Source organism: Stenotrophomonas sp. YJH_SMC_4 (assembly GCF_059371575.1).
Genome location: NZ_JCAFUR010000002.1, coordinates 418,424 through 443,598 on the forward strand (window position 1 = coordinate 418,424; position 25,175 = coordinate 443,598).

General features: G+C 66.0%; 19 protein-coding genes and 1 riboswitch. Of the genes, 14 read left to right on the forward strand and 5 right to left on the reverse strand.

Annotated elements, in window-relative coordinates:
* Positions 1-28: 28 nt before the first annotated feature.
* Positions 29-1,003: a ketol-acid reductoisomerase gene (gene ilvC / locus AC5P9F_RS05385; RefSeq protein ID WP_005410945.1), complete on the reverse strand. Its 975-nt coding sequence runs from the start codon at positions 1,001-1,003 to the stop codon at positions 29-31.
* 657 nt (positions 1,004-1,660) lie between these two features.
* Here ilvC and ggt point away from each other — a divergent pair.
* Positions 1,661-3,379 carry a gamma-glutamyltransferase gene (gene ggt, locus AC5P9F_RS05390; RefSeq protein WP_164225757.1) on the forward strand — a complete coding sequence of 573 codons (1,719 nt, stop codon included), beginning with the start codon at positions 1,661-1,663 and terminating at the stop codon, positions 3,377-3,379.
* A gap of 565 nt (positions 3,380-3,944) precedes the next feature.
* Here ggt and AC5P9F_RS05395 read toward each other — a convergent pair.
* Positions 3,945-5,522 (reverse strand): BCCT family transporter, encoded by a 1,578-nt coding sequence (locus AC5P9F_RS05395; protein WP_005410943.1) that lies wholly within the window; start codon positions 5,520-5,522, stop codon positions 3,945-3,947.
* Positions 5,523-5,742: 220 nt separating this feature from the next.
* A riboswitch (TPP riboswitch) is annotated at positions 5,743-5,843 on the forward strand.
* Positions 5,844-5,925: 82 nt separating this feature from the next.
* Between AC5P9F_RS05395 and thiC the strand changes: the two genes are divergently transcribed.
* The 6 genes from thiC to AC5P9F_RS05425 all read left to right on the forward strand — a co-directional run bounded on the left by thiC (position 5,926) and on the right by AC5P9F_RS05425 (position 15,594).
* Complete coding sequence (gene thiC, locus AC5P9F_RS05400; RefSeq protein WP_012481195.1) at positions 5,926-7,770, forward strand: phosphomethylpyrimidine synthase ThiC; 1,845 nt, start codon at positions 5,926-5,928, stop codon at positions 7,768-7,770.
* A 139-nt stretch (positions 7,771-7,909) separates the two neighbouring features.
* Positions 7,910-8,581, forward strand: coding sequence for an ion channel (locus tag AC5P9F_RS05405; RefSeq protein ID WP_005410941.1), 672 nt, complete (start codon positions 7,910-7,912; stop codon positions 8,579-8,581).
* A 269-nt stretch (positions 8,582-8,850) separates the two neighbouring features.
* Positions 8,851-11,181 carry a winged helix-turn-helix domain-containing protein gene (locus AC5P9F_RS05410; RefSeq protein ID WP_164225584.1) on the forward strand — a complete coding sequence of 777 codons (2,331 nt, stop codon included), beginning with the start codon at positions 8,851-8,853 and terminating at the stop codon, positions 11,179-11,181.
* 114 nt (positions 11,182-11,295) lie between these two features.
* Entirely contained in the window at positions 11,296-12,195 is a 900-nt protein-coding gene (locus tag AC5P9F_RS05415; RefSeq protein ID WP_005414398.1) for a helix-turn-helix transcriptional regulator, read from the forward strand.
* A gap of 49 nt (positions 12,196-12,244) precedes the next feature.
* Positions 12,245-15,208, forward strand: a complete 2,964-nt coding sequence (locus tag AC5P9F_RS05420; RefSeq protein WP_005410938.1) for a TonB-dependent receptor plug domain-containing protein — start codon at positions 12,245-12,247, stop codon at positions 15,206-15,208.
* Positions 15,209-15,399: 191 nt separating this feature from the next.
* The gene (locus AC5P9F_RS05425; RefSeq protein ID WP_223846439.1) at positions 15,400-15,594 is read left to right on the forward strand and encodes a hypothetical protein; all 195 of its coding nucleotides are present in this window, start codon (positions 15,400-15,402) and stop codon (positions 15,592-15,594) included.
* A 57-nt stretch (positions 15,595-15,651) separates the two neighbouring features.
* Here the strand turns inward: AC5P9F_RS05425 and AC5P9F_RS05430 are convergent, their stop codons facing one another.
* On the reverse strand, positions 15,652-16,773 hold the full coding sequence (locus AC5P9F_RS05430) for an HDOD domain-containing protein (RefSeq protein ID WP_005410936.1): 1,122 nt from the start codon (positions 16,771-16,773) through the stop codon (positions 15,652-15,654).
* A 152-nt stretch (positions 16,774-16,925) separates the two neighbouring features.
* Positions 16,926-17,462, reverse strand: coding sequence for an inorganic diphosphatase (gene ppa, locus AC5P9F_RS05435; RefSeq protein WP_005410935.1), 537 nt, complete (start codon positions 17,460-17,462; stop codon positions 16,926-16,928).
* A 184-nt stretch (positions 17,463-17,646) separates the two neighbouring features.
* Between ppa and AC5P9F_RS05440 the strand changes: the two genes are divergently transcribed.
* The 4 genes from AC5P9F_RS05440 to AC5P9F_RS05455 all read left to right on the forward strand — a co-directional run bounded on the left by AC5P9F_RS05440 (position 17,647) and on the right by AC5P9F_RS05455 (position 22,853).
* Complete coding sequence (locus tag AC5P9F_RS05440; protein ID WP_044570834.1) at positions 17,647-18,120, forward strand: hypothetical protein; 474 nt, start codon at positions 17,647-17,649, stop codon at positions 18,118-18,120.
* Positions 18,121-18,192: 72 nt separating this feature from the next.
* The gene (locus tag AC5P9F_RS05445) at positions 18,193-18,693 is read left to right on the forward strand and encodes an RNA polymerase sigma factor (RefSeq protein ID WP_005410933.1); all 501 of its coding nucleotides are present in this window, start codon (positions 18,193-18,195) and stop codon (positions 18,691-18,693) included.
* 104 nt (positions 18,694-18,797) lie between these two features.
* Positions 18,798-19,733 carry a FecR family protein gene (locus tag AC5P9F_RS05450; protein ID WP_111174470.1) on the forward strand — a complete coding sequence of 312 codons (936 nt, stop codon included), beginning with the start codon at positions 18,798-18,800 and terminating at the stop codon, positions 19,731-19,733.
* Between the two features lie 201 nt (positions 19,734-19,934).
* A complete protein-coding gene (locus AC5P9F_RS05455) occupies positions 19,935-22,853 on the forward strand; it encodes a TonB-dependent receptor (protein ID WP_111174469.1) in 2,919 nt (972 codons plus the stop codon).
* Positions 22,854-23,003: 150 nt separating this feature from the next.
* Here AC5P9F_RS05455 and AC5P9F_RS05460 read toward each other — a convergent pair whose 3' ends face one another.
* Positions 23,004-23,261: a DUF2789 domain-containing protein gene (locus tag AC5P9F_RS05460; RefSeq protein WP_024957127.1), complete on the reverse strand. Its 258-nt coding sequence runs from the start codon at positions 23,259-23,261 to the stop codon at positions 23,004-23,006.
* Positions 23,262-23,368: 107 nt separating this feature from the next.
* On the opposite strand from AC5P9F_RS05460, the gene AC5P9F_RS05465 reads away from it, so the two are divergent.
* The 3 genes from AC5P9F_RS05465 to exbB are packed head-to-tail and all read left to right on the forward strand — an operon-like array spanning position 23,369 to position 25,170.
* Positions 23,369-23,956 carry a biliverdin-producing heme oxygenase gene (locus AC5P9F_RS05465; protein ID WP_005410929.1) on the forward strand — a complete coding sequence of 196 codons (588 nt, stop codon included), beginning with the start codon at positions 23,369-23,371 and terminating at the stop codon, positions 23,954-23,956.
* A gap of 31 nt (positions 23,957-23,987) precedes the next feature.
* The gene (locus AC5P9F_RS05470; RefSeq protein ID WP_043034067.1) at positions 23,988-24,455 is read left to right on the forward strand and encodes a YbaN family protein; all 468 of its coding nucleotides are present in this window, start codon (positions 23,988-23,990) and stop codon (positions 24,453-24,455) included.
* On the forward strand, positions 24,442-25,170 hold the full coding sequence (gene exbB, locus AC5P9F_RS05475; RefSeq protein ID WP_049396214.1) for a tonB-system energizer ExbB: 729 nt from the start codon (positions 24,442-24,444) through the stop codon (positions 25,168-25,170). The genes AC5P9F_RS05470 and exbB overlap by 14 nt, the downstream gene beginning before the upstream one ends.
* The last annotated feature ends 5 nt before the right edge of the window (positions 25,171-25,175 follow it).

The following is a 25,175-nucleotide window of genomic DNA, read 5'->3' on the forward strand; positions in this document are numbered from 1 at the left end:
GCAAAGCGGGTGGGGGAGGGCCGCGTGCTTACGCAGCCTGTCCTTGCAACCAGACCATCTTGGCGCGCAGTTCCTTGCCCACCTTCTCGATCGGGTGCTCCAGGTCGGCCTGCTTGAACCTGTTGTAGTTCGGCAGGCCCGCTTCGTACTCGGCCACCCAGTTCTTGGTGAAGGTGCCGTCCTGGATGTCCTTCAGCACCTCCTTCATGCGTTCCTTGGTGCCGGCATCGATCACGCGCGGGCCGCTGACGTAGTCGCCGTACTGCGCGGTCTCGGAGATGAACTCCAACATGCGCGAGATACCGCCTTCATAGAACAGGTCCACGATCAGCTTCAGTTCGTGCAGCACTTCGTAATAGGCGATCTCCGGCTGGTAGCCGGCTTCGACCAGGGTCTCGAATCCGGCCTGCACCAGCGCCGAGGCACCGCCGCACAGCACCGCCTGCTCACCGAACAGATCGGTCTCGGTCTCTTCCTTGAAGGTGGTCTGGATCAGGTTGGCGCGCGCACCGCCGAGGCCGGCCGCATAGGCCTGCGCATGCTGCGCGGCCTTGCCGCTGATGTCCTGGTAGACCGCCCAGATGCACGGCACGCCACGGCCGATCTCGTACTCACGGCGCACCAGCGCGCCGGGGCCCTTCGGCGCGACCAGCACCACGTCCAGGTCGGCACGCGGCTCGATCATCCCGTAATGCACGTTCAGGCCATGCGCGAACAGCAGGCACGCCCCCTGTTTCATGTTCGGCGCCAGCACGTCGTTGTAGAGCTTCTTCTGCACCATGTCCGGGGTCAGCACGGCAACCAGGTCGGCGTCCTTCACGGCCTCGGCGGGCGCGATCACGGTGAAGCCATCGGCCTGCGCCTTGGCTTCGGTCGGGCCGCCCGGACGCAGGCCTACCACCACGTCGAAGCCGGATTCGCGCAGGTTCAGTGCGTGGGCGCGGCCCTGGCTGCCGTAGCCGATGACGGCGATCTTGGTCTGGGGCAGGTCGTTGGTGCTCATGGGGGAGGTTCCTTGCGGTGGGAAGAAAAAAGAACGGCCGGTCGTCGAGGTGACGTGCCGGCCGGTCAGGGGAAAGCGGTGGAGGAGGCGCCGCGCATCGCACAGGCGCAGCCACCACGAGGCGTGGTGGTGCAGGTCCGGGTTGTGCGATGAGCGTTGGTCATGGTGGTTGCGTCTGAAACCAGGTTCTGAAATGAAAAAACCCGCACCGGGGCGGGTGCGGGTTTTTGAAGAGTTCCGGTGTGTGTGTTGCTTACACGCTGGCTCGTCCCGCACCTGTTGGTTGGGTAATAAGTACGAGCACAAGAATCGAACGCAGCAAGGCGGCGCCGGTGTCGGCGGCTTCGATGTGGGTTCGCGGTGGCGTGTTGTGATGCAACATGTGATCGAGAGAAACACAGCCATTTCGGCGGTGTCAACCCTCGCGACGGATTTTCTATCGGTTTCCGCTGCATCCAGCGCAATCGCTTGCGGCACAAGGATGGTTGCTGCTGAAAGTGTTTCGGTGAACCCGAATTCACTCCTTTCGGGGCGGTTTTTGCGCGGAATCCGGTGGATTTTTCCGCCCAAGGATCAGCGTCCATGACGTCTGTCCGATACCGCGTGAAGGCCGCAGCGGCGAAGATCGGGGAACCACCCGTCCATCGGAACCCGACCGTGTCCCGACGCCTTGCCCGTTCCCTGCTCGCCGCCGCCGTACTGGCTGCCGTACCCGCGCTGTCCTTCGGCGCCGACCGCATCACCGGCCACACCTTCGCCACCCGTTCGGAGGTGATCGCCCCGCATGCGATGGCCGCGACCTCGCAACCACTGGCCACCCAGATCGCGCTGGACGTGATGAAGGGCGGCGGTTCGGCAGTGGACGCGGCGATTGCCGCCAACGCCGCGCTCGGCCTGATGGAGCCGACCGGCAACGGCATCGGCGGCGACCTTTTCGCCATCGTGTGGGACCCGAAGACCCAGAAGCTCTACGGCTACAACGGCTCGGGCCGCTCGCCGAAGTCGCTCACCCTGGGCGAGTTCCAGCGCCGTGGCCTGAAGGACATCCCGGCCACCGGTCCACTGCCGGTGTCGGTGCCGGGTGCCGTCGACGGCTGGTTCGCGCTGCACGACCGCTTCGGTCGCAAGCCGATGGCCGACAACCTGGCGCCGGCCATCCGCTACGCCCGCGAGGGTCACCCGGTGGCCGAGGTGATCGCCTACTACTGGGACCGCTCGGTGCCCAAGTTGTCGCAGTACCCGGGCTTCAAGGAGCAGTTCACGATCAACGGCCACGCCCCGCGCAAGGGCGAGATGTGGAAGAACCCGAACCTGGCCAGCACCCTGCAGAAGATCGCCGACGGTGGCCGCGACGCCTTCTACAAGGGCGAGATCGCCCACACCATCGGCGACTACTTCAAGGCCAACGGTGGTTACCTGAGCTACCAGGACATGGCTGACCATCATGGCGAGTGGGTCGAACCGGTCAGCAGCAACTACCGCGGCTACGACGTCTGGGAACTGCCGCCGAACAGCCAGGGCATCGCCGCGCTGCAGATCCTCAATGTGCTGGAAGGCTACGACTTCTCGAAGATCCCGTTCGGTTCACCGGAACACGTGCACCTGTTTGTCGAAGCGAAGAAGCTGGCCTTTGCCGACCGTGCGCGTTTCTACGCCGACATGGCGTTCCAGCCGGCACCGGTGCAGAAGCTCATCTCCAAGGAGTACGCCGCGCAGCGTCGTGCGCTGATCTCGATGGACAAGGCGTTGAAGGAAGTGCAGCCGGGCACGCCGAAGCAGCTGGAGGAGGGCGACACGATCTACATGACCGTGGCCGACGCCGACGGCATGATGGTTTCGCTGATCCAGTCCAATTACCGTGGCATGGGCAGCGGCATGGCACCGCCCGGTCTGGGTTTCATCCTGCAGGACCGTGGCGAGATGTTCGTGCTGCAGAAGAACCATCCCAACGGCTACGCGCCGGGCAAGCGTCCATTCCAGACCATCATTCCGGGGTTCATCACCAAGGGCGGCAAGCCGTATGCCAGCTTCGGCGTGATGGGCGGCGCGATGCAGCCGCAGGGCCATGCGCAGATCGTGATGAACCTGGTGGATTTCGGGATGAACCTGCAGGAAGCCGGTGATGCGCCGCGCATCCAGCACGAAGGCTCGACTGAACCGACGGGTCAGGCCACGGCGATGACCGACGGCGGCGAAGTGAATCTGGAGACCGGCTTCCCCTACGAGACGGTGCGTACGCTGATGCGCAAGGGGCATCGCATCGTGTTCGCCGATGGGCCTTATGGCGGGTACCAGGCGATCATGCGCGATCCCGAGAGCGGGGTTTATTACGGAGCTTCGGAGAGTCGCAAGGATGGGCAGGCGGCGGGGTACTGAGTTTCCCGGCCAACGGGCTGAGCCCCCTCTGCGGTGGTGGCAGTGATACGGGGCTTGGCCGGGCGGGTGGATTGTCTGGGGGCCGCTGCAAGTACGTCCATGTAAGCTCGGTCGCCGCATCCATGCGGCTCACGCCCCCAGCCAACCCACCCGCCCGGCCACGGACAGTTTCCGTGGCCGTCACCGCAGGAAAAGAAAAGGAAGAGCAAGAGCAAGAGCAAAGGCAACGGCAACGGCAACGGCAACAGCCGCGCGCTGTGGGTTGGGGTCGGATCCGTTTTCCGAAGGAAAACGGATCCGACCCCTTCTTGTTTTCCGATACACCTCATCCACGCCTAGCGTGGAAAACCCACCGTCACACGGAAACTGTCGGGGGTGGGGCGGCGTGGGCTGGCAGGACCGTTGGCGCCATGGATGGCGCCATCGAGCCCCCAGGGATGGGTTTACGGCGTGTCCTGCCAGCCCACACCGCCCCGCCAAACTAGCAGCAACCCAGAGCTGCTTTTGAATTTGACCTTGGCCCTTGCCTGAAAAAGCGGTGCAGCCGCAGGCTGCAAAACAACCCTCAATCCTGATCGTGCGCGCGCGCTGCCTCCGCCTGGGTCTCCTCCTGCGCCGCCATCTCGCGTGCGATCCACGCATCGATCATGTGCCGCTGGCGCTGCGCCTGCCGCCGCTCGCGCGTGTACTCCTGGTCCAGCACCCGGTACAGCGACACCATCACCAGCACCATCAGCAGCGCGAATGGCAATGCCGCGATCGTGATCATGCCCTGCAGCGCGTCCAGGCCTCCGGCCAGCAGCAATGCCGCTGCGATCAGTGCCACCGCAATGCCCCAGGCCAGCTTGCGCTTCAACGGTGGGTCGCCAGCCTCGTCGGTGGACATGCTGGCCAGCACCAGGACCGCCGAATCGGCCGAGGTCACGAAGAAGATCATCAGCAGCACCAGCGCGATGCACGACAGCAACAGCGGTAGCGGCATGCTGTCGAACAGTGTGAACAACACCGTCTCGTAGCCATTGCCAAGCGCCTGCACCAGATCGGCGTGGCCGAAGATCTGTGCCCACAACGCAGTGCCGCCGAACACCGCGAACCAGAAGAAGCCCAGCAGCGTCGGTGCGAGCACGACGCCGATCACGAACTCGCGCACGCTGCGGCCGCGCGAGATGCGCGCGATGAACGATCCCACGAACGGCGCCCACGAGATCCACCAGGCCCAGTAGAAGATCGTCCAGTCCGCCACCCAGGTGCTGCCGGAGAACGGTGACATGCGCAGGCTCATCGTCACCAGCTGGTTGAGGTAGGAGCCCAGCGTGGTGGTGAACGTATCGAAGATGAAGCCGGTCGGCCCCAGCACCAGCAGGATGGCTGCCAGCAGGGCAGCCAACGCCAGGTTGAAGTTGGACAGCCACTTCACACCTCGCTCCACGCCACTGGCGGTGGAGGCCATGTACAAAACGAAGGCGACGGCAATGATGGTCATCTGCACGGCGACGGTAGCCTGCACGCTGAAGACGCGTTCGATACCGGCAGCAATCTGGATGGTGCCGAAGCCGAGCGTGGTGGCGACACCGATCGCGGTGGCAACTACGGCGGCGATGTTGACCACCCGACCGATCCAGCCGCGATGGTGGCGGCCGATGATCGGCTGCAGCATGTCGCTGACCAGGCCGCGTCCATTGCGGTTGAACTGGAACCAGGCCATCGCCAGACCGATCAGTGCGTAGATCGCCCACGGGTGCAGGCCCCAGTGGAAGAACGCATAGCGCATCGATGCGCGCGCCGCATCCAGGCTTTGCGGCGCCAGGCCTTCCGGCGGCTTGCTGAAATGCGAGATGGGCTCGGCCGCACCCCAGAACACCAGGCCGATGCCCATGCCGGCGGCGAACAGCATCGACATCCAGCTGGCACGCGAGAACTCGGGTTCGGCGTCCTCGCCGCCGATGCGCAGATTGCCGAAGCGGCCGAACGCCAGGTACATCAGGAACACCAGCGCCAGGAACACCACCAGCAGGTACAGCCAGCCGACACTGCGGATGACTTCCGCCAGCATCGACTGGACCACGGTGTTGAAGGGGCCGGGGGCGATACCGGCGAGCAGCACCAGCAGCAGAACCAGTGCGATGGAAACGCGAAACACCATGAAGGAGCTTCTCCGATCAAGGGGGATTGAGGGGAGCGAGCAGAGCTTGCGGCGAAGGGCCGGCGGCATGCAGCACGGACCGGGCAGGGGCCGCGAAGGCGGCGGGGAACGCATCGATCTCAGCAACGCGATGGCGTGCACGTTACTGAACGCGACGTCATGGTTCCGTTAACGAATGGCGATCTGATCCCGGAGGCGGTCGGTCTATGCTCTAATGCGCACCAAGAAGCGGGGGTACCGGGCCATGTGGCCACGGTTGAGACAGTCCCTTGGAACCTGATCCGGCTCATACCGGCGTAGGGAAGCTTTGCAATGCAGCTGTGCCCGGACTCCGCCCAAGGACCGTCCGTGCGCGGGTGCCGTGCGCCGCCGCTTCGTCCCTGACCTTCCTGGACGACGCCCGATGAACGCACAGCTCTCCGCCCTGCAGCAACAGGCCCAGCAACTCTCCGCATCCGTGACCCGGCCCATTCCCGGCTCGCGCAAGATCCACGTGCCCGGTTCACGCCCGGATCTGCAGGTGCCGATGCGCGAGATCGCGCTGACCCGTACGCCGACGCTGTTCGGTGGCGAAGAGAATGCGCCGGTGACCGTTTACGACACGTCGGGCCCGTACACCGACCCGGAGGTGCGCATCGATCTGTCCGCCGGTTTGCCGGCACTGCGTCGCGGCTGGGTGGAAGAGCGCGGTGATACCGAGCAGCTTGAAGGACTGAGTTCTTCGTTCGGCCGCGATCGCGAGCATGACCCGAAGCTTGACGCGGTGCGTTTCCCCGCGCGCAGCCTGCCACGCCGTGCACGTGCCGGTGCCAACGTCACCCAGATGCATTACGCGCGCCGCGGCATCATCACGCCGGAAATGGAATTCGTCGCCATCCGCGAGAACCAGCGCCTGGACGCGATCCGCGATGCCGGCCTGCTGCAGCAGCACCCGGGCGAGGCCTTCGGTGCGTCGATCCAGAAAGTCATCACCCCGGAGTTCGTGCGCGACGAAATCGCCCGTGGCCGTGCGGTGCTGCCCAACAACATCAACCACCCGGAAAGCGAGCCGATGATCATCGGCCGCAATTTCCTGACCAAGATCAACGCCAACATCGGCAACAGCGCGGTGTCTTCCGGCATCGCCGAGGAAGTGGAGAAACTGGTGTGGGCGATCCGCTGGGGCGGTGACACGGTGATGGACCTGTCCACCGGCAAGCACATCCACGAGACGCGCGAGTGGATCATCCGCAACTCGCCGGTGGCGATCGGTACCGTGCCGATCTACCAAGCCCTGGAGAAGGTTGACGGCCGCGCCGAGGCACTGACCTGGGAGATCTTCCGCGACACCCTGATCGAGCAGGCCGAGCAGGGCGTGGACTACTTCACCATCCACGCCGGCGTGCTGCTGCGCTACGTGCCGCTTACCGCCAAGCGTGTTACCGGCATCGTCAGCCGCGGCGGCTCGATCATGGCCAAGTGGTGCCTGGCGCACCACAAGGAGAACTTCCTCTACACGCATTTCGAAGACATCTGCGAAATCATGAAGGCCTACGACGTGACCTTCTCGCTGGGCGACGGGCTGCGCCCGGGTTGCATCGCTGATGCCAACGACGCGGCGCAGTTCGGCGAACTGGAAACGCTGGGTGAACTGACGAAGATCGCCTGGAAACACGATGTGCAGACCATGATCGAAGGCCCCGGCCACGTGCCGATGCAGCTGATCAAGGAAAACATGGACAAGCAGCTGCGCGAATGCGGCGAAGCGCCGTTCTACACGCTGGGGCCGCTGACGACCGACATCGCGCCGGGCTACGACCACATCACCAGTGCGATCGGCGCGGCGATGATCGGCTGGTTTGGCACGGCCATGCTCTGCTACGTGACGCCGAAGGAACACCTGGGCCTGCCCAACCGCCAGGACGTGCGCGACGGCATCATGGCTTACCGCATTGCCGCGCACGCGGCCGACCTGGCCAAGGGGCATCCGGGCGCACAGGTACGCGACAACGCGCTGAGCAAGGCGCGCTTCGAGTTCCGCTGGGAGGACCAGTTCCACCTGGGCCTGGATCCGGAAAAGGCCAAGGAATTCCACGACGAGACGCTGCCGAAGGACGCGCACAAGCTGGCCCACTTCTGCTCGATGTGCGGACCGCACTTCTGTTCGATGAAGATCACCCAGGACGTGCGCGATTACGCCGAGGCCGGCATGAAGGAGAAGTCGCAGGAGTTCCGTGCTGGCGGGGCCGAGGTCTACCGCCAGGGGTGACGGGTAACGGGTAGTGCCGGCCGCCGGCCGGCATTCCGTCGTGCACGGGACCGGGGAGAGTGCTGGCCAATGGCCGGCACTACCGTTCATCACGCCGCGCCCGGCTATCCTCCGCGCATCGCCCAGGGGAAAGGACGCCATGCCCGTTGCCACGACCACCCGCTGGCTGGCCATCGCCCGCCGCCATCCTTCGGCCTGGCTCCTGGCCGCCCAGTTGATCGCGGTGCTGCTGTATCCCGCCCTCGATGACACCGCCGCTGGCCGGGCGGCGCTGGGCATGTTCGGCATGGCGGTACTCGGCCTGGCGCTGTGGGTGGTCCAGCGCAGTCCGTTGGGAACCTGGCTGGCATTGCTGCTGGCCATTCCATCGGTGGTGTTCTCGCTGGCTGGCGCCCTGCTTGACCGCAGCGCGCTGCTGACCACCGCGCAGCTGCTGGAAAGCCTGCTGTACTTCTACACGGCCGGGGCATTGATCGCCTACATGCTGCAGGACCATCGAGTAACACGCGACGAACTGTTCGCGGCCGGAGCAACCTTCACCCTGCTGGCCTGGGGGTTCGCCTTTGCATTCGCGGTGTGCCAACAGTGGTATCCAGGCAGTTTCCAGGGTGCGACGGCTGGCCCCGAGCGCAGTTGGATGGAGCTGCTTTATCTGAGCTTCAGCTTGTTGTCCGGAGTTGGATTGAGTGACGTCGTGCCGTTGCACCCGCAGGCACGGGCCCTGGTGATGCTCGAACAGTTCGCAGGCGTCATGTATATCGGCCTTGTGGTGTCGCGTCTGGTCGGATTGACCATGCTTCGGCGCATGTGAAAATGAACGCCAGATAAAAATTTCGCGCCCAAAAGGGCGCGAATGGTGATGCAGATTATGTGAATGCGTCGGCGAGAGAGAGCCTGAGTGTCGACCCCGTCATAGGCGGGGTAACCGGCTTAGGCTAATATCCGGGGGCGTTATTGTTTTTGCGGTATGCGCCGATGCTTTGTGCGGAATCTGGCTTTTCGATGGCCCTGTCCAGGGACGGTGGGGACGGTATTGCTGGTGAGCCCTGCCCAGGTCCCGTCCCTACTGTATAGCGGAAAATGAACAGCAGCGAACTCACGCCCATTGACGCCGACCGCGTGCAGGTCGGCGACTGTGTCATTACCTTGTCCTCGCGTGAGGTCGAGGTTGAAGGCGCGCGCCGTCCGCGGCGGCTGACGCCGAAAGCGCTGGGCGTACTTCGCGTGTTGATGCGGCAGCCTGGGCGCGTGGTCACCCGTGAAGAGCTGTTTGCCGAGGTCTGGCCCGATACGTTGCCGACCAATGACGTGCTGACCCAGGCCGTCACCCAGCTGCGCAAGGCGTTCGCCAACGACGATGACAATGGCCAGGCCTACATCGAGACCATCGCCAAGAGCGGCTATCGGCTGCTGGTACCGGTGCAGGCGCTGGACGACTTCGAGCCGCTGGCGGAAGTGGACGCGGTGGCCGTTGCGGATGTGATGCCGTCGCCGGACGGTGCCGGCACGATTCCGGCGCTGGCCGTGCCGGCAGCGCCTTCACGCCGGCGTGGCTGGCGCCAGCTGCGCCGCCAGCTGTTGTGGGTGCTGGGCGTGATGATGCTGGCCGCGCTGCTGGTCATGGCCACATTGTTGCTGCGGCGCGGGCCGGAGCCGAGTTCACCGGTGGATGCAGCGGTCGAGAACGGCGTGCGGGTGATCGGCAGCCCGCAGCGTCCCTATCGCCTGATCACCGCTACCAGTGGTTTTGAAACCTATCCCACACTTTCGCCGGACGGCTCCCAGGTTGCCTACGAAGGCGCCAGCGAGGATGGCGCCGGAGGTGGTGTGATCAAGGTGCAGACCTCGGGCAATGCGCCGGCCCGGCAGCTGGCGCTGCCGCCGAAGGGGGCCAGTGACCGATTCCCGAGCTGGTCACCGGACGGGCGCGAGATCGCTTTTGCCCGCTTTGGAGCCGACGGCGGGTGCCAGGTGCTGATCGCCAGCGCCACTGGCGGCGGCGTGCGCCAGGCGACCCGTTGCGATGGAACCGAGCTGCTCAGCTTCGACTGGACACCGGATGGCCGCGGCCTGGTCTTTGGCAGCATGGTGGGCCGCTATGCCCATCGCGGCATCCGTGTGCTCGACCTGGCCAGCGGCCAGTGGCGGGCGTTGGACTACGCGGTCGATCAGGATGATTTTGACTACGCGCCACGCTACTCGCCCGACGGCAAGTGGCTGGTGTTCGTGCGCAATCCACAGATGGGCGACCTGTGGCGGATGCCGGCCGCAGGCGGTGAGCTGGAGCAGTTGACCAACGAATCCGCCGAACAGCGTGGCTGGGCCTGGCTGGGCGATGGGCGCAGCATCGTGTTCGGCCGGCGCGTGGACAGCGAGGTGCGGTTGTACTACCTGGACGTGGAGCGCCGCACCTTGCGTGATGCCGGCCTCGACGACGCACAGTGGCCTGCGGTGTCGCGCCACGGCGACGTGCTGGCCTTCGTTCACCGCCGTGCCCAGTTCGGCGTGTTCAAGGTGCCGATGGCCGGCGGCAGCGCCGAGCGGCTGTTCGCGTCCAGCGGGCGCGACGGGCAGCCGATGGCGGCGCCCGACGGTCGCCAGCTGGTCTTCACCTCCGATCGTTCCGGCAGTTTCGCGCTGTGGTGGGCGGACATGCAGCGGCCCGACTCACTGCGGCCGATCGAGGGCCTGCGTCCGGAGGGGCGGCAGGCGCCGGACTGGTCGGCCGACAGCCGCCAGCTGCTGGTGGTCGGGCGTGACGAGCATGGGCGTACCGTTGTCTACGAGATCGCCCCGCGCGACGAGCACCTGCAACCGCTGCCGGTTCCGGTGGATCAGCCGCTGCAGGCCCTGTACGGGGCAACCCCGGAGCAGCTGCTGGTAGTCGAGCGCGATGCAGAGCAACGCACCCGGTTGAGCCTGTTCGATCGCAGCGTGACCCCCTGGCGCCGCCTGGCCAGTATCGACGGCGTCTCCCAGGCGCGTTTCGATCGCGGCGATGGCCGCGTGCTGTTCACACGCCTGGCGTCCGGCGGCTTGTGGTCGGTGGATGCGGCACTGTCCCCGGCCAGCGTGCAGCAGGTCAGTGAAGACCGGCCCAGCCGATGGCGCTATCGCACCTGGACGGTGGCGGGCACCGGAGGCATCGGGTATCTCGGCAACTCGACCGAATGCGGTACGACCTTGATCCATATCCAGGCCGGCACCGAAGCCCCCGAGCGCTGCCTGGACCGGCAGCGGCTCAGTGCGGGCAACGGCATCAGTGCCAGCGCCGATGGCCGGGATCTGTATGTCGCCCTGGCGGTCAGCGATGGTGCCGACATCGGCGTCATGCAGCTGCCCCGGTCGACGCCGGCACTGTTCCCGGCCTTTCTCAAGTCGTTGATCCTGAAGAAAAATATCTCTTCGTGATTTTTTCGTGGAGTTCTCGCCGCGAATTCGTGGCGATCTCGGCGGATTTTCCTGACGGGCTGACGCCTGATTAGGCAAAACGGAAGCCTGTATCAGGCAAACCCGTGGTGCTCCATGCGTCAACTCTCGCTGGCCGATCGTGGCCAAACCGTCTCCCTCGACAAGGCGCTGGACGATCTCGCGCCGACCTGCATGGGCGTGGCCCGGCTCGGCAGCCTGCAGACCGCAGGGTCAAGCTTCACTGTCTGGCTGCAGGTGCGGGGCAGTTCCTGGGTGGAAGCCAAGGAAGGGCGTTTCCGCCTGCGCCATGGTGAGTGGATTGCCTTCGAGAAGGAGTCGCGCCCCTTGGTGCAGGCCGGCCGTAACGGACTGTGCGTGGGCCTCAGCCTGACTGCGGAGGCGATGCGGGTGCTGTCCGAGATGGCCGACTGCGGCCTGTATGCCGGTCGTGGTCGCATGAGCCGCGGCGACGCCCGCGTTGCCCTGCGCCTGTGGCGCGATGCGCTCGACAGCGGCCTGCCAGCGCAGGCGCTGCGCCCGCTGTTGTTGCATCTGGCCGGCCTGCAGCGTGACCTGGCCGACAACGTACAGCGCTGCCCCGGTCGCTCACGCAGCCGCAAGCGCCAGGTGTTCGGCCGCATGCAGCGCGCCCGTCTCTATCTGGAGGGCAACAGCCACCGCGTGGTGCGGATCGGCGAACTGGCCGAGCTGACCAACTTCTCCAGCTGGTATCTCTCCAAGACCTTCCAGAGCCTGTATGAAGAGAGCCCCCAGTCGCTTTCGGCACGGTTGCGCCTGGAGCGGGCCGCAGATCTGCTGCGCGACACCGACATGATGGTGGGCGAGGTCGCCGCGGCCAGCGGATTCGACAACTGCTGCAGCTTCGCGCGCGCCTTCCGCGCCCGTTACGGGCAGTCTGCTTCCCGGTTCAGGGAAAACGGCGGCTTGCTCCCGCCACACTCTGCAAAGTCTACGGTTGGGTCGCGCAAATACAGCATCGCAACGCAATCGTAACGTGCTGGAGCGTTTTAACACGCTACTAACACGTACCTTGGAGAGATTGATGAACGTTCGCACCCCTGCCGTGCGGCTGGGCCTGCTGCCCGCCGGCATCGCGCTGGCGCTGGCACCGGCATTTGCTTCCGCACAGGAAGCCAGTGCCCCGACCACCCTTGATCGCCTGGAAGTCACCGGCTCCCGCATCCGCTCGGTGGATGTGGAAACCTCCCAGCCGGTCCTCACCGTAAGCCATGAGGACATCCAGCGTTCGGGCCTGGTCAGCGTCGGCGACCTGCTGCAGAACCTGTCCGTGGCAGGCACCCAGACCTTCAGCAAGGCGGCCGTGCTGGCGTCCAACCCGGAACAGGGCGGCCAGTACGTCAGCCTGTACAACCTGGGTGAGCAGCGCACGCTGGTGCTGGTCAACGGCAAGCGCTGGAGCACCAGCCTGGCCGGCTTCACCGACATGTCGACCATCCCGACCTCGCTGATCGAGCGCATTGAAGTCCTGAAGGACGGCGCCTCGGCGATCTACGGTTCCGACGCCATCTCCGGCGTGGTCAACATCATCCTGCGCAAGAACTTCGATGGCGCCGAGGCCAGTGCCTACTATGGCCAGAACAGCCACGGCGACGGTTCCAAGACCCAGTACAGCCTGACCCTGGGTGCCAGCGGCGAGCGCTCCTCGATCGTGTTCGGCGCGAACTACATCAAGGAAGATCCGGTGTGGGCCAAGGATCGTGGCCTGACCAAGTACTCCTATGGCCAGGGCCACAAGGAAGACGGTCTGAGCCCGGCTGGCCCGTGGGGTCGTTTCACCGATCCGCGTGCCGAAGGCACCGCCGGTGCTGGCGAATACAACAAGGCTGGCAAGTGGGTCCCGAACACCTGGGTGGTCAACCACACCGGTTCCTGGGACACCCCGGTCGGCGTTGGCCAGCCGTCGAACAACTTCAACAACTACCACCTGATTGGTCTGGACGACTACTACAACGCCTCGCAGCAGATGATGCTGAACCAGGGCGCTGAGTCGAAGACCATGTTCACCTCGGCCAGCTACGACATCAACGACAACCTGCGTCTGAAGTCGACGGCGATGTACTCCGAGCGCGATTCCAAGCGCCAGATCGCCGGCTACCCGCTGACCGGCACCTCGCAGCCGCAGTTCCCGGTGGCGATCAGCAAGGACAGCATCTACAACCCGCTGGGCAACTGGGCCAACCCGGGCGCCGGCGTTGACATCGGTGGCTGGGGCCGTCGTATCTTCGAACTGCCGCGCATCACCCAGAACAACGTCAAGTCGCTGCACTTCGACGCGGCCCTGGAAGGCAACTTCGACTTCAACAACCGTCCGTTCGACTGGGATGTGGGCATCAACTACAACCAGTTCGACGTGACCCAGACCAGCTCGGGCAACATCAACCTGCTGGCCCTGAAGAACGCCCTCGGCCCGTCGTTCATCAACGCCAACGGCGTCGCCCAGTGCGGCACCGCTGCCAACCCGATCGCGCTGGGCACCAGCCCGGGCAGCTGCGTTCCGTTCGACCTGCTGGGTGGCGCCAGCGCCGCGACCCCGGATGCGCTGAAGTACATCAACACCCTGCTGAACTCGACCGGCCAGAGCAAGAGCAAGCAGTACTTCGCCAACATCACCGGTTCGCTGTTCGACATGCCGGGCGATGCGGGCGAGTTCGCCTTCGCTGCCGGTTACGAGCATCGCGAAGTGTCGGGCTACGATCACCCGGACGCACTGTCCTCCTCGGGTTACACCACCGAGCTGGCCGCGCAGCCGACCGAAGGCAAGTACAAGACCAACGAGTTCTACCTGGAACTGATGGTGCCGCTGCTGCGTGACCTGCCGGGTGCCAAGGAGCTGTCGCTGGATATCGCCAGCCGCTACTCGGACTACGACAAGTTCGGCAACACGGTCAACAGCAAGTTCAGCGTGACCTGGAAGCCGATCGACGACCTGCTGGTGCGTGCGACCTACGGCGAGGGCTTCCGTGCCCCGACCCTGGACGACACGTTCGGTGGTGGTTCGCAGACCTTCGACAAGTTCACCGATCCGTGTGATGCCGTGTTCGGCCAGCGCAGCAACCCGGCCGTTGCAGCCCGTTGCGGTGCTGAAGGCCTGGCGTCCGACTTCCGTCAGACCGACGCTGCCGGTCGTCCGATCAGTGCCCGTGACACCCAGGGTAACAACCCGTTCAACTCGGGTGTGGGCAACGACAAGCTGCAGCCGGAAACCAGCAAGACCCGCACCGCGGGCCTGGTCTGGAGCCCGAGCTTCGTCAGCGGCCTGAACGTCTCGCTGGACTGGTACAAGATCACTGTCGACAACGTGATCACCGCGCTGTCGGCGAACTACGTGCTGAACCAGTGCTACCAGAACGGTGTGCAGGCCTTCTGTGACCAGTACAGCCGTGGCGACGTCGCCAACGGCCAGCAGGTCACCGGCCTGAGCCGCGGCAACGCGAACCTGGGGTCGCTGGAAACCGAAGGCTACAACTTCGGCGTCCGCTACCGCATGCCGGAATACAGCTTCGGTACCCTGTCGTTCAACCTGGACACCAACTACCTGACCAGCTTCCGTCAGCAGGCCACCAAGGGTGCTGCATGGGATGACTACGCAGGCTACTGGAACTACCCGCGTGTCCGCGGCACCCTGGCCAGCACCTGGACCAAGGGCGACCTGTCGGCCACCTGGACCATGCGTTACTACGGCGGCTTCCGCGACTTCTGCTACGACCAGGAAAATGGCCTGGAGTGCAACCAGCCGGATTACTACACCGAGAACGGTGGCTGGAGCGGTGGCCTGGGTGCCAACAAGAAGGGCGCGATCGTCTATCACGACATCTCGGCCACCTGGCAGGCCCCGTGGAACGGCAGCGTGACCGTCGGTGCCCGCAACGTGTTCGGCAAGACCCCGCCGATCACCTACGCGGTGACCAACGCCAGTGCCGTGCAGCTGGACCCGATGCTGGATTACGACCGCTTCCTGTTCATCCAGTACAACCAGCGCTTCTGATCCATCGAAGCCTGAAGGCAAGACGAGGAGGGCGGGCCGCAAGGCCCGCCCTCTTTGCGTTTGGCAGAGCCGGGTCGGGAAATTCTGAATCGGGCAGTTCAGCGACAAAGGTCACGCTTGTCGCAACTGGACCGCTGGTAGGTTCGCAGAGGTCCATTCCGGACCAGGGAGAGCGCGAAATGAACAACGCGATGCCACGTATGTTTGCTGCTGCAGTTCTCGCCGTCCTGAGCCTGGCCGGCAGTGTGTCGGCCGGTCCGCTGGTGTGTGCCAATGGCCGTTATTGCGCGGAGGTGCGCAGCAACTGCATCAAGGCCGGTGAGGATGCGGCGTACTGCCAGTTCCTGTTCGAGCGCTGCGTGTACGACCACTGCGCGCAGCCCTGACGCAACGAAGGCGCGTCCCTGCGGACGCGCCTTCATCGTGTGGATTGCCGGTGGAACTCAGGCTTCGCTCGGCGTAAGCCCCATCAGGCTGTTGGCATGTTCACGCCACTGCGGCAGTTTGTTGAGCACGCCCGCGCGCTGCAGATAGTCCTCATCCACCGGGTCGCCGTTGACCAGCGCCAGGGCCACGTGCACCGCACCGGTCACCCAGAAGCTGCGGGTGTTGGCGCGCTGCGGCTGCAGGTGGAATGCCACCGCTTCGATGATCGGCATCGGCAGGCCCCACAGCCCCAGCAGATAGGCACCGGCTTCGGCATGGCCTGGGCGGGTATCACCGGCCAGCGACGGCTCGGTGCGCTCGTTGCGTACGCCGGGCAGCAGCAGGCCGATGTCGGCCAGCAGTGCCGCGGTTGCGCCCAGTTCGGCACTGGATTCGGGCAGCAGGCGTGCGGCCAGGCGCGAGGCGAGCAGGGCGCGCTGCTGCAGCGAGTTGCGTTCGGCAGTCGACAGCGTCGGCGCCGAGAACACTTCACTGGCCAGCACCAGGTCACGCAGCGTGGCCAGGCCCAGCCGGGTGACTGCAGTACGCAGGTCGGCAATGGTGCGGCCCTGGCTGAAGAACGCCGAGTTCGACAACTGCAGCACCTTGGCGGCGATGGCCGGATCGGCGGCCACCAGCTTGGCCACGTCGGCGCTGTCGGCGTCGTCGTCATGCTCCAGCGCCTGGGTCAGGCTCAAGTACAGGTGCGGCGGCGACGGCAGTTTCTCGATGCGGCCGATGGCATCGCGCAGGCGCGGGCTGTCCAGCACTTCGCGCAGCTCTTCCAGGCTGGTCAGCGCTTCCAGCAGTACTTCCGGTGCCAGTGGCAACGGCAGGAAACGGTGAGCGACACCGATCAGGCGTGCCGGCGGCGGCCGGTTGCCATGCTGTGCGTCCACCAGCGCGATGCGGATGGTTTCCGGACGCAGGGTCCTGATCTGGCCGAGCAGCGTGGTGGCATTGAGGTCCGGCAGCTGCGGGCAGACAATCACCGCGTCCACGCCCTGGGTGGCAACCGCGGTCATCGCGGTCTGGCCATCGGTGGCGGTCAGCGGCTGCCAGTCTTCCCCAAGATCGGCAATGAATTCGGTCAGCTCAGCCGGCAGGCTGGCTGCATCCCCAACAAGCAGAATACGCACGACACATTCCCCTGGCTGTCTCGACGATGGATGTCGATGACGTGTGAAGTGACGCAATTTACCTAATACGGCAGCAAGAGTGATGTGCCGTCATCATGAAACGTGACCCGCATCGCTCCGGCAGGGTACCGCCGGAGCGATCCGGTTCAGGCTCAGGCCTTGCTGTCGAGGTGGCGCTGGTGCGCCTCGATCAGGATCTGCTTGGCCTCAGCGGCGCCGCCCCAACCGTCCAGCTTGACCCACTTACCCTTCTCGAGGTCCTTGTAGTGCTCGAAGAAGTGGCCGATGCGCTCCAGCCAGTGGCTCGACACCTGGGCGATGTCTTCAACGTGGGCGTAGCCACTGAAGATCTTCGAGACCGGCACGGCCAGGATCTTCTCGTCGCTGCCCGCCTCATCGCTCATCTTCAGCACGCCGACCGGACGGCAGCGCACGACCGAGCCCGGCACCAGCGGCAGCGGCAGCACCACCAGCACGTCGGCCGGATCGCCGTCGCCGCACAGGGTGCTCGGCACGTAGCCGTAGTTGCAGGGGTAACGCATCGGGGTGGACAGGATGCGGTCGACGAAGATCGCGCCGGTTTCCTTGTCCACTTCGTACTTCACCGGCTCCGAGTCCTTCGGGATCTCGATGATGACGTTGATTTCTTCCGGCGGGTTCTTGCCGGGCGAGACGAGTTCCAGACCCATGGTCGTGCTCCAGGTGGGGGATATAGACGGATAGCCCCCCATTTTATGCCTTTGCCGGGCGCTGTGCAGAGGGAGGGGCTGACCGCTGCGTGGGGCAGGGACCCACGCGGCAGGCCGGGGTTGGCTGATAGGGCCGGCCGGTGCGGGGGCGCAGGCTGGATCGACCTTGCCAAGGAGTCCGCCGATGAAAGTGTCTGCCCTGCCGTTCGCCCTGTTCTGCATGCTGCTGGTTGCGCCGTTGGCCCAGGCCTCTCCTTACGTCGACCTGATCGACTACCCGCGGCAGGAAGCCAACTGGGACCGCTTCTTTGCCCTGGAGGGACGTCTGCAGTACGGGTTCGACGCGATCTGCGGCGATACCTTCTGCGAAGGCGAGTACAGCGATATCCGCGCCCTGCGCCTGCGCTGCTCGGTGGACGCGATGCGCGGCACGGTGCATGAGTGCCTGTGGGCATTTGCCGCCAGTGACCTGGCTGTGTCGCGGCATGACGGTGCGATCGTCGCCCGGCAACCGACCTGGCTGTGCCGCCTGCCGCTGGAGCCTGGCACACCGGTGGAGGCCTTCCATGCCGCGCTCGCCGCCCGCAATCCACTGCATGACCCGTTGCCGGGGACCTCGCAGAGCGTCTATGACGGGCTGACCGGGTGCATCCATTGATGCGAACGTGACTGATTCTCATTAACGGAGTAGCATGCGCGGCGCCTTCCGTCTGTCGTCCCGGTTCCGCGCATGTCCTCCAATGCCGCCTCCCTCACCGAACTGCTGATCCGCGAGCGGCCTGCGCTGCTGCGCCGGGTGCAACGCATCCTGGGGGGCGACAACGGCGCCGAGGACGTGATCCAGGCGGTGTGGTTCAAGGCGCGTGGTGTCGATGACAGCCAGGCCATCGACAATCCGCGTGCCTACCTGTACCGGCTGGCCGCCAACCTGGCCACCGACCATGGCCGCGAATCGACCCGGCGCAACCGCCTGCTGGCCGACCACTACCTGTGGGGAGCGGACGAGGTCATCTCGACCGAGGAACAGGCCATGGCCCAGGACGAGCTGCAGCGTGTGCTGGATGCGGCCGGACACCTGCCGGAGCCGACCCGCACCATCTTCCGGCTCAACCGCCTGCAGGGCCTGACCCAGGCCGAGATTGCCCGCCGCCTCGGGGTGTCGGTGACCACCGTTGAGAACCATGTGCGCACCGCGTTGCAACGCCTGGCCTGGGCGCGCAGCGGCCGATGATCGCCCCGGCTTGGGGCTGGCCCTCGCTGAAACGTCTTGATCACTGGACCGCAGATGCGGTCTAGTTCCCCCGCCCGCGCTTGAATGCGCCTGTCCGCCAGCCGATGAGCCCGCCGAACACGCTGCCCGCCGCCAATGACGATGCCCTGGCCGAACAGGCCCGGGGCTGGATTGCGTGGCTGGCCTCGGGTGACATCGGCGAGGGACGCATGCACGAGTTCGAGCGCTGGCTGGCAGAGCCGGGGCACCGCCGGGCCTTCGAGCACGAGCGCACGCTGTGGCGCAGTGTCGGGCCACGCCCGCTGGCCCGGTGTGCCGAACGCCGCCGCCCGCATCGAATGCGCTGGGCGATGGCCGCTGCAGCTGTGCTGGCGATGCTGGTGGCATGGCCGGAGGCCTGGTTGCGGCTGCAGGCCGACCATCGCAGCTCGCACGTCGTGCAGAACGTAACGCTGCCCGATGGCAGCCGCGCAGTGCTGGATGCGGACAGCGCGATCACCGTGCGCTTCGATGCGCACGCACGCGAGGTCGAGCTGCTGCGCGGGCGCGTCTGGTTCGAGGTCAGCCCGGATGCGCAGCGGCGTTTCAGCGTGCGTGCCGGCAATGGCGTGGTTGAGGACATCTCGACCGCGTTCACCGTCGCGCGTGGCGATGACCGGGTGGAAACCCAGGTCGGGCAAGGCAGGGTGCGTGTGGCCAGCCCGGCCGACGGTGGCTGGACCTACCTGCAGGCGGGCCAGCGTGCCGTCTATGGCGAGCGCAACGGCGTGACGCGCCTGCAGGATGTGGCGGCCGACAGCGTGGGCGCGTGGCGCCAGGGCGAGCTGCTGCTGGAGCAGGCCAGCGTCGCCGACGCCGTGCAATGGGTGGGGTGCTATCGTGCCGGCCCGACGTTCGTGCGCGGTGATCTGTCGCGACTGCCGGCGATCAGTGCGGCGCTACGCATCGATCGCCCGGAACAGGCGCTGGACGCGTTGGCGGCGACGGCAGGTCTGCAGGTCACCCGCCTGCCGCTCGGCGTCGCCATCATCCATCAGTAGATCCACGCCATGCGTGGATGATGTTTCCGATGTGCCGGCAAACGGTCGGCACCCTCTGCGGCCGCAAATCGCCCTTGGGGTTGCCGCGCGCCCAACCGTCTTACCCCGCGAACGTACCCGCCGCCGCCACGTACGTCGCCGTGTCCGCCTGTGTTGCGGATGACGCCGCGCCTGCGGCACCGATTACCTGACAGGTTCCCCATGTTCGACTCCCACCGTCCGGGCCGCGCGCCGCGCCCGTCCCGCCTGTGCATTGCATTGCTGGCTGCCGGCCTGGCCAGTGCCACGCCATCCGCGCTGGCACAGAACGCCCGTGGCGATCACGCCGCCGTACAGCGCTTCGACATTCCGGCGCAGCCCCTGGACGAGGCGCTGCGCAGCTACATGCGCCAGTCCGGCGTGCAGGTCGTGTATCCGGCCATCCTGGCCCACGGGGTGAGCTCGCGTGCGGTCAATGGCAGCCTGCCGGCCAACGAGGCGCTGCAGCAGCTGCTGCAGGGCAGTGGCCTGGCGGTGCGCCGGGTCAGCGCAGATGCAGTCGCGCTGGAAGCGGCGACGCCGGCGCAGGCCGACAGCGGCGTGATCGTCACCGACACGCTCAGCGTGGCCGGCGACCGCGTCGACAGTGGCGCGACCAGCGACGAGGCGCGCCTGCTCGACAGCTATCGCAGCGTCGGTTCCACCACCACGCTCAACCGCACGCAGCTGGAGCGTTTCCGCGGTACGTCCAACGGCGACATCGTCAAGGGCGTGGCCGGCGTCACTGCCGGTGACCCACGCGTTGGCAATGGCTTCGACGTCAACATCCGCGGCATCCAGGGCCAGGGCCGCGTGCCGGTGATCATCGACGGTGGCCAGTCCAGCATGGATACCTACCGTGGCTATGCCGGTCAATCGCAGCGTACCTACCTCGACCCGGACCTGATCTCCAGCCTGACCATCACCAAGGGCCCGAGCCTGCAGGCCAACGCCTCTGGCGGCATCGGCGGCGTGGTCGAGATGGAGACGCTGAAGATCGGCGACGTGCTGCGCGAAGAGCGCGACTTCGGCGTGCGCGTGCGTGGCGGCCTGGCCAACAACAGCGCCAACAACCTGCCTTCCTACAGTGCCGCGCCGCGCAACGATCGCAGCGCCACCGGCAGCCAGTTCTTCAACGTGGCCGCTGCGGGACACTGGGATCGCTTCGATCTGGTCGCCGCCTACGCCTACCGCGACAATGGCAACTACTTCTCCGGCAAGCACGGTTACGATGATTTCCCACAGACCCGTCGCACGCTGGCACCGCTGAATCCGCCGCGTACCGAAGTGTTCAACACCTCGTCGCGCTCGAAGTCGGCGCTGCTCAAGGGCACCTGGCGTATCGACGATGCACAGACCCTGGAAGCGGGCTACCGCCGCTACGAAGGCACCGCCGGCGAGATCATGGCCTCGCAGATCATCCGCGTCGATCGCGACCGCATTCCGCAATGGGATCCGGGCCACGTCGACATGGACAGCTACACCCTGCGCTATCGCTTCAACCCGGACAGCGAGCTGGTCGACCTGCGCGTCAATGCCGCGTACACCGACACCGACAGCGTGATGTACAACAGCCTGACCGGCATCACCCCGTGGTATTTCGATCGTCGTACCGAGTGGTACGACGCGCCCAGCTTCAGTGGCGACCCCGGCTACAAGGATGCCTACCGCAATCCGCTGCGACAGAAGCGCTTCGGACTGGATGCCAGCAACACCTCGAAGTTCGACACACGTGCTGGCGCGTTCACCCTCGACTACGGCCTGTCCTACAGTGACGAAGACATCGCACCGGGCAGCTCGGGGCCGGTCATGCACGACGATCTGGTCAACAACCGTTTCCTGCGCAACGCCGAGCGCAAGGAATACAGCGCCGTGGCCTCGCTGAAGTGGCAGCCCGATGAGCATTGGGAACTGCTGGCCGGCGGCCGCTGGAACCGCGTGGATGTGCATGACCGCAACCGCCTGGCCACGCCCGATGCCTATGAAGTGCAGGGCCAGTACCGCTACACCGAACTGCTCAATGGCAACCCGGCGCTGCCGTCGTGGCGGGCCAAGCGCATCGCGCTGCTGAACTGGTATCCGGATGCCAACGGCAACTTCACCCAGGAATCGCTGCTGGCCTCACCGTACAAGAAGGGCACGGTGGGCGACATCGGTGGCTGGAACTTCTACGACGCCGGCAAGGCGCAGGACCTGGAAGTGCCGGTCAGCTGGACCTGGTCGCAGCCGATCCGCCGTCGTGACACCGCGTTCTCGCCGACTGCCAGCGTGGCCTACCGCTTCAGCGAAGACACCCTGGTCTACGTGAAGTATGCCGAAGGCACCAAGCTGCCGAGCCTGTTCGAGACCACGCTGGGCCTGTTCACCGCCGCCAAGCCGGTGGGCGAGCTGAAGCCGGAGCGCGCGCGCAGCTGGGAAATCGGTGCAAGCACCCTCCGCTATGACCTGTTCACCGCCGGCGATCGCCTGGCGCTGAAGCTGGCGTACTTCGATACCCGCATCGACGACCTGATCACCCGTGACTACCGCACGCTGTCGGCGGGCCTGATCCGCAACGTCGACCAGTTCAAGGTCTCGGGCATGGAGTTCCAGTCCAGCTATGACAGCGGCAAGGTATTTGCCGATCTGTCCGCGCACTATTACTTCAAGGCCAAGACCTGCGCGCCGGACATCGCCGCCGAGCGCCGTGCCTATGGGGCGCAGCGCAGGAACGGCGAGCTGGCCAACACGCCCGACTGCGTGGACGGCGGCTTCGAGGGCTCGTACACCAATACCCAGAACCCGCCGCGCTACATGGTCAACCTGACCCTGGGCTCGCGCCTGTTCGACGAGCGCCTGACCTTCGGCACCCGCGTGGTCCACAACGCCGGCCCGATCAGCAAGCTGGACAAGGACTGGAACGTGGGCTTGTCGGCGATCCAGCAGCTGTACCGGCCAACCACGCTGGTGGATCTGTTCGCCAGCTGGAGCTTCAACGACCAGCTGTCGGTGGAAGCCGGCGTGGACAACCTGACCGACCGCTACTACCTGGACCCGCTGGCCCTGGGCGTGATGCCAGCCCCGGGCCGCACCGCGCGACTGGCGTTGACCTGGAAGTACTGATCGGTCGCGGATGAGTGGTGGGGTCGGATCCCTTTCCTGCGGAAAGGGCTCTGACCCCAGCGAGCCCCAACCGCCCTCGGTGGGCGCGGACCTTGGTCCGCACCGCTTCTGCCGTGCAATCGACAGCGCCGGGCCATGCCCGGCGTCTATTTACAGCCCGCTCGAAGCCTTTACCGCATCTTCGTGCAGCGACTCGTTCAGCTCATCCACCACGGTGCTCCATGCCGCATCGGCCTGCAGCGATTCAGACAGGAACTGGCGTTGGGCATCGTTCCAGTAGGGCGCCTCGACCACTTCGACATCGGTGGCCAGCTGGTGTTCGCGGATGAAGCGGGCGATGCCCTCTGCGCTGGCATCCAGGCCCAGCTGCAGGAACAGGTTGGTCATGCGCGGTTCGGTGGTGATCATCGTCGGTTCCGGATGGACAAGGGGATGGCCCATTATCGGTGTAGACGGCCTTGGGGAAAGCCCCGTGGCAGACGTCTACAGCACGACGACCCCCTTGGCATTCCCCCATGAACGCACACATCGCCCCTGAAGAAAGCCGCAGCCTGCGGCTCAAGGCCGCCACCCGCGACAGCCACGGTGCCCTGGACAAGCGCATCATGGCCGGCGACATCTTCGCCGACCGCAGCAATTTCGCCCGTTTCCTGCGCGTGCAGTATCGCTTCCACCGCAGCATCGATGCGCTGTATGCCAACCCTGCGCTGGACGCACTGCTGCCGGACCTGGGCGAGCGCCGCCGCCTGACCCAGGTCGCGCGCGACCTGCAGGACCTGGAGCAGACCCTGCCGGGGGCTGACATCGCGGCGTTGCCGTCCGATCTGGAACTGCCCGCCGCGTTGGGGTGGCTGTACGTGGCTGAAGGCTCCAACCTGGGCGGCACCATTCTGTACAAGATGGCTGCCAAGCTCGGCCTGGACCGTGATTTTGGCGCCCGCCACCTGGCCGCGCATCCGGATGGCGCGGCGCGCCACTGGCGTGAGTTCACCGCGGCGCTGGACGCGGTACCGCTGAGTGTCGAGCAGGAGCAGCAGGTAATCGATGCGGCCGACGCCGCGTTCCGCAGCGTGCACGGCCACGTCGAAGTGGAATTCGCCTGATGCACGGCGTGCGCCCACAGGTGCAGCGCTGATGCGCTGGCTCTGGTTCGCGCTGGGCTGGCTGATGGTCGGGCTCGGGGTGATCGGCGCGTTGCTGCCGGTGATGCCGACCACCATCTTCCTGATCCTGGCCGTGGGCTGCTTCGCGCGCAGCTCGCCGAAGTTCGAGCAGCGCCTGTTGGCGCATCCGCGCTACGGCCCGTCGCTGCGGTTGTGGCGCGAGCAGGGCGCGGTATCGCGCAAGGGCAAGGCGTTTGCCAGTGCCGGCATGGCGCTGGGCTTTGCCCTGTTCTGCTGGGGCGCGCACCCGTCCTGGCGCCTGCTGTTGGGCGTGGGCCTGTTCTTCGCGGTCAGCGCCGGCTACGTGCTGAGCCGACCGGCCCCCCGGCTGGAGTCCCATCCGGTCGTGGAAGTGGACGACGCCAATGATCCGCGCGCGGCCCGTCGTCGCGCAGCGACCCCTGATGCTGATGGAAACCGAGACGATGCTGCCTGCTGACCTGGCCCCCGTGGCCGCCCCCGCATTGACCCCATGGGGCATGTACCTGGCCGCCGACGTGGTGGTGAAGGCCGTGATGATCGCGCTGGCACTGGCGTCGCTGGCCACCTGGACCGTGCTGCTGGCCAAGGGCTGGGAGCTGGCCCGCCAGGCCCGGCAGCTGCGCGCGGCGCGCGCGCTGTTGCTGCAGTCCGCACAGCTGCCGCCGCAGAGCGAAGAGGCAAGTCTGCAGCAGGGCATCGCGCTGGCGATGCTGGACGCCGCCCGCACCGAACTGCGTCTGTCGCAGGATCTGGATAGTCGCGACGGCATCAAGGAGCGCATCGCCTCGCGCCTGGACCGCATCGAGCTGGAGACCGCGCGCGTGCAGCGGCGCGGCATCGGTGTGCTCGCCAGCATCGGCGCGGTGGCGCCCTTCGTCGGCCTGTTCGGCACGGTGTGGGGCATCATGAACAGTTTCATCGGCATCGCACACAGCAACACCACCAACCTGGCGGTGGTTGCGCCCGGCATCGCCGAGGCCCTGCTGGCGACCGCACTCGGCCTGGTCGCGGCGATTCCCGCGGTACTGGTCTACAACCATTTCAGCCGCGTGCTGGCCGGCCTGCGGGGCCTGCTCGGCGATCTGTCGGCGGCCGTGCAGCAGCTGGTCTCGCGCGATCTTGATCGTGCCGTGCCGCGTACCGCAGCGGCACCGCTGCGCGCGGTGCACTGAGGCGC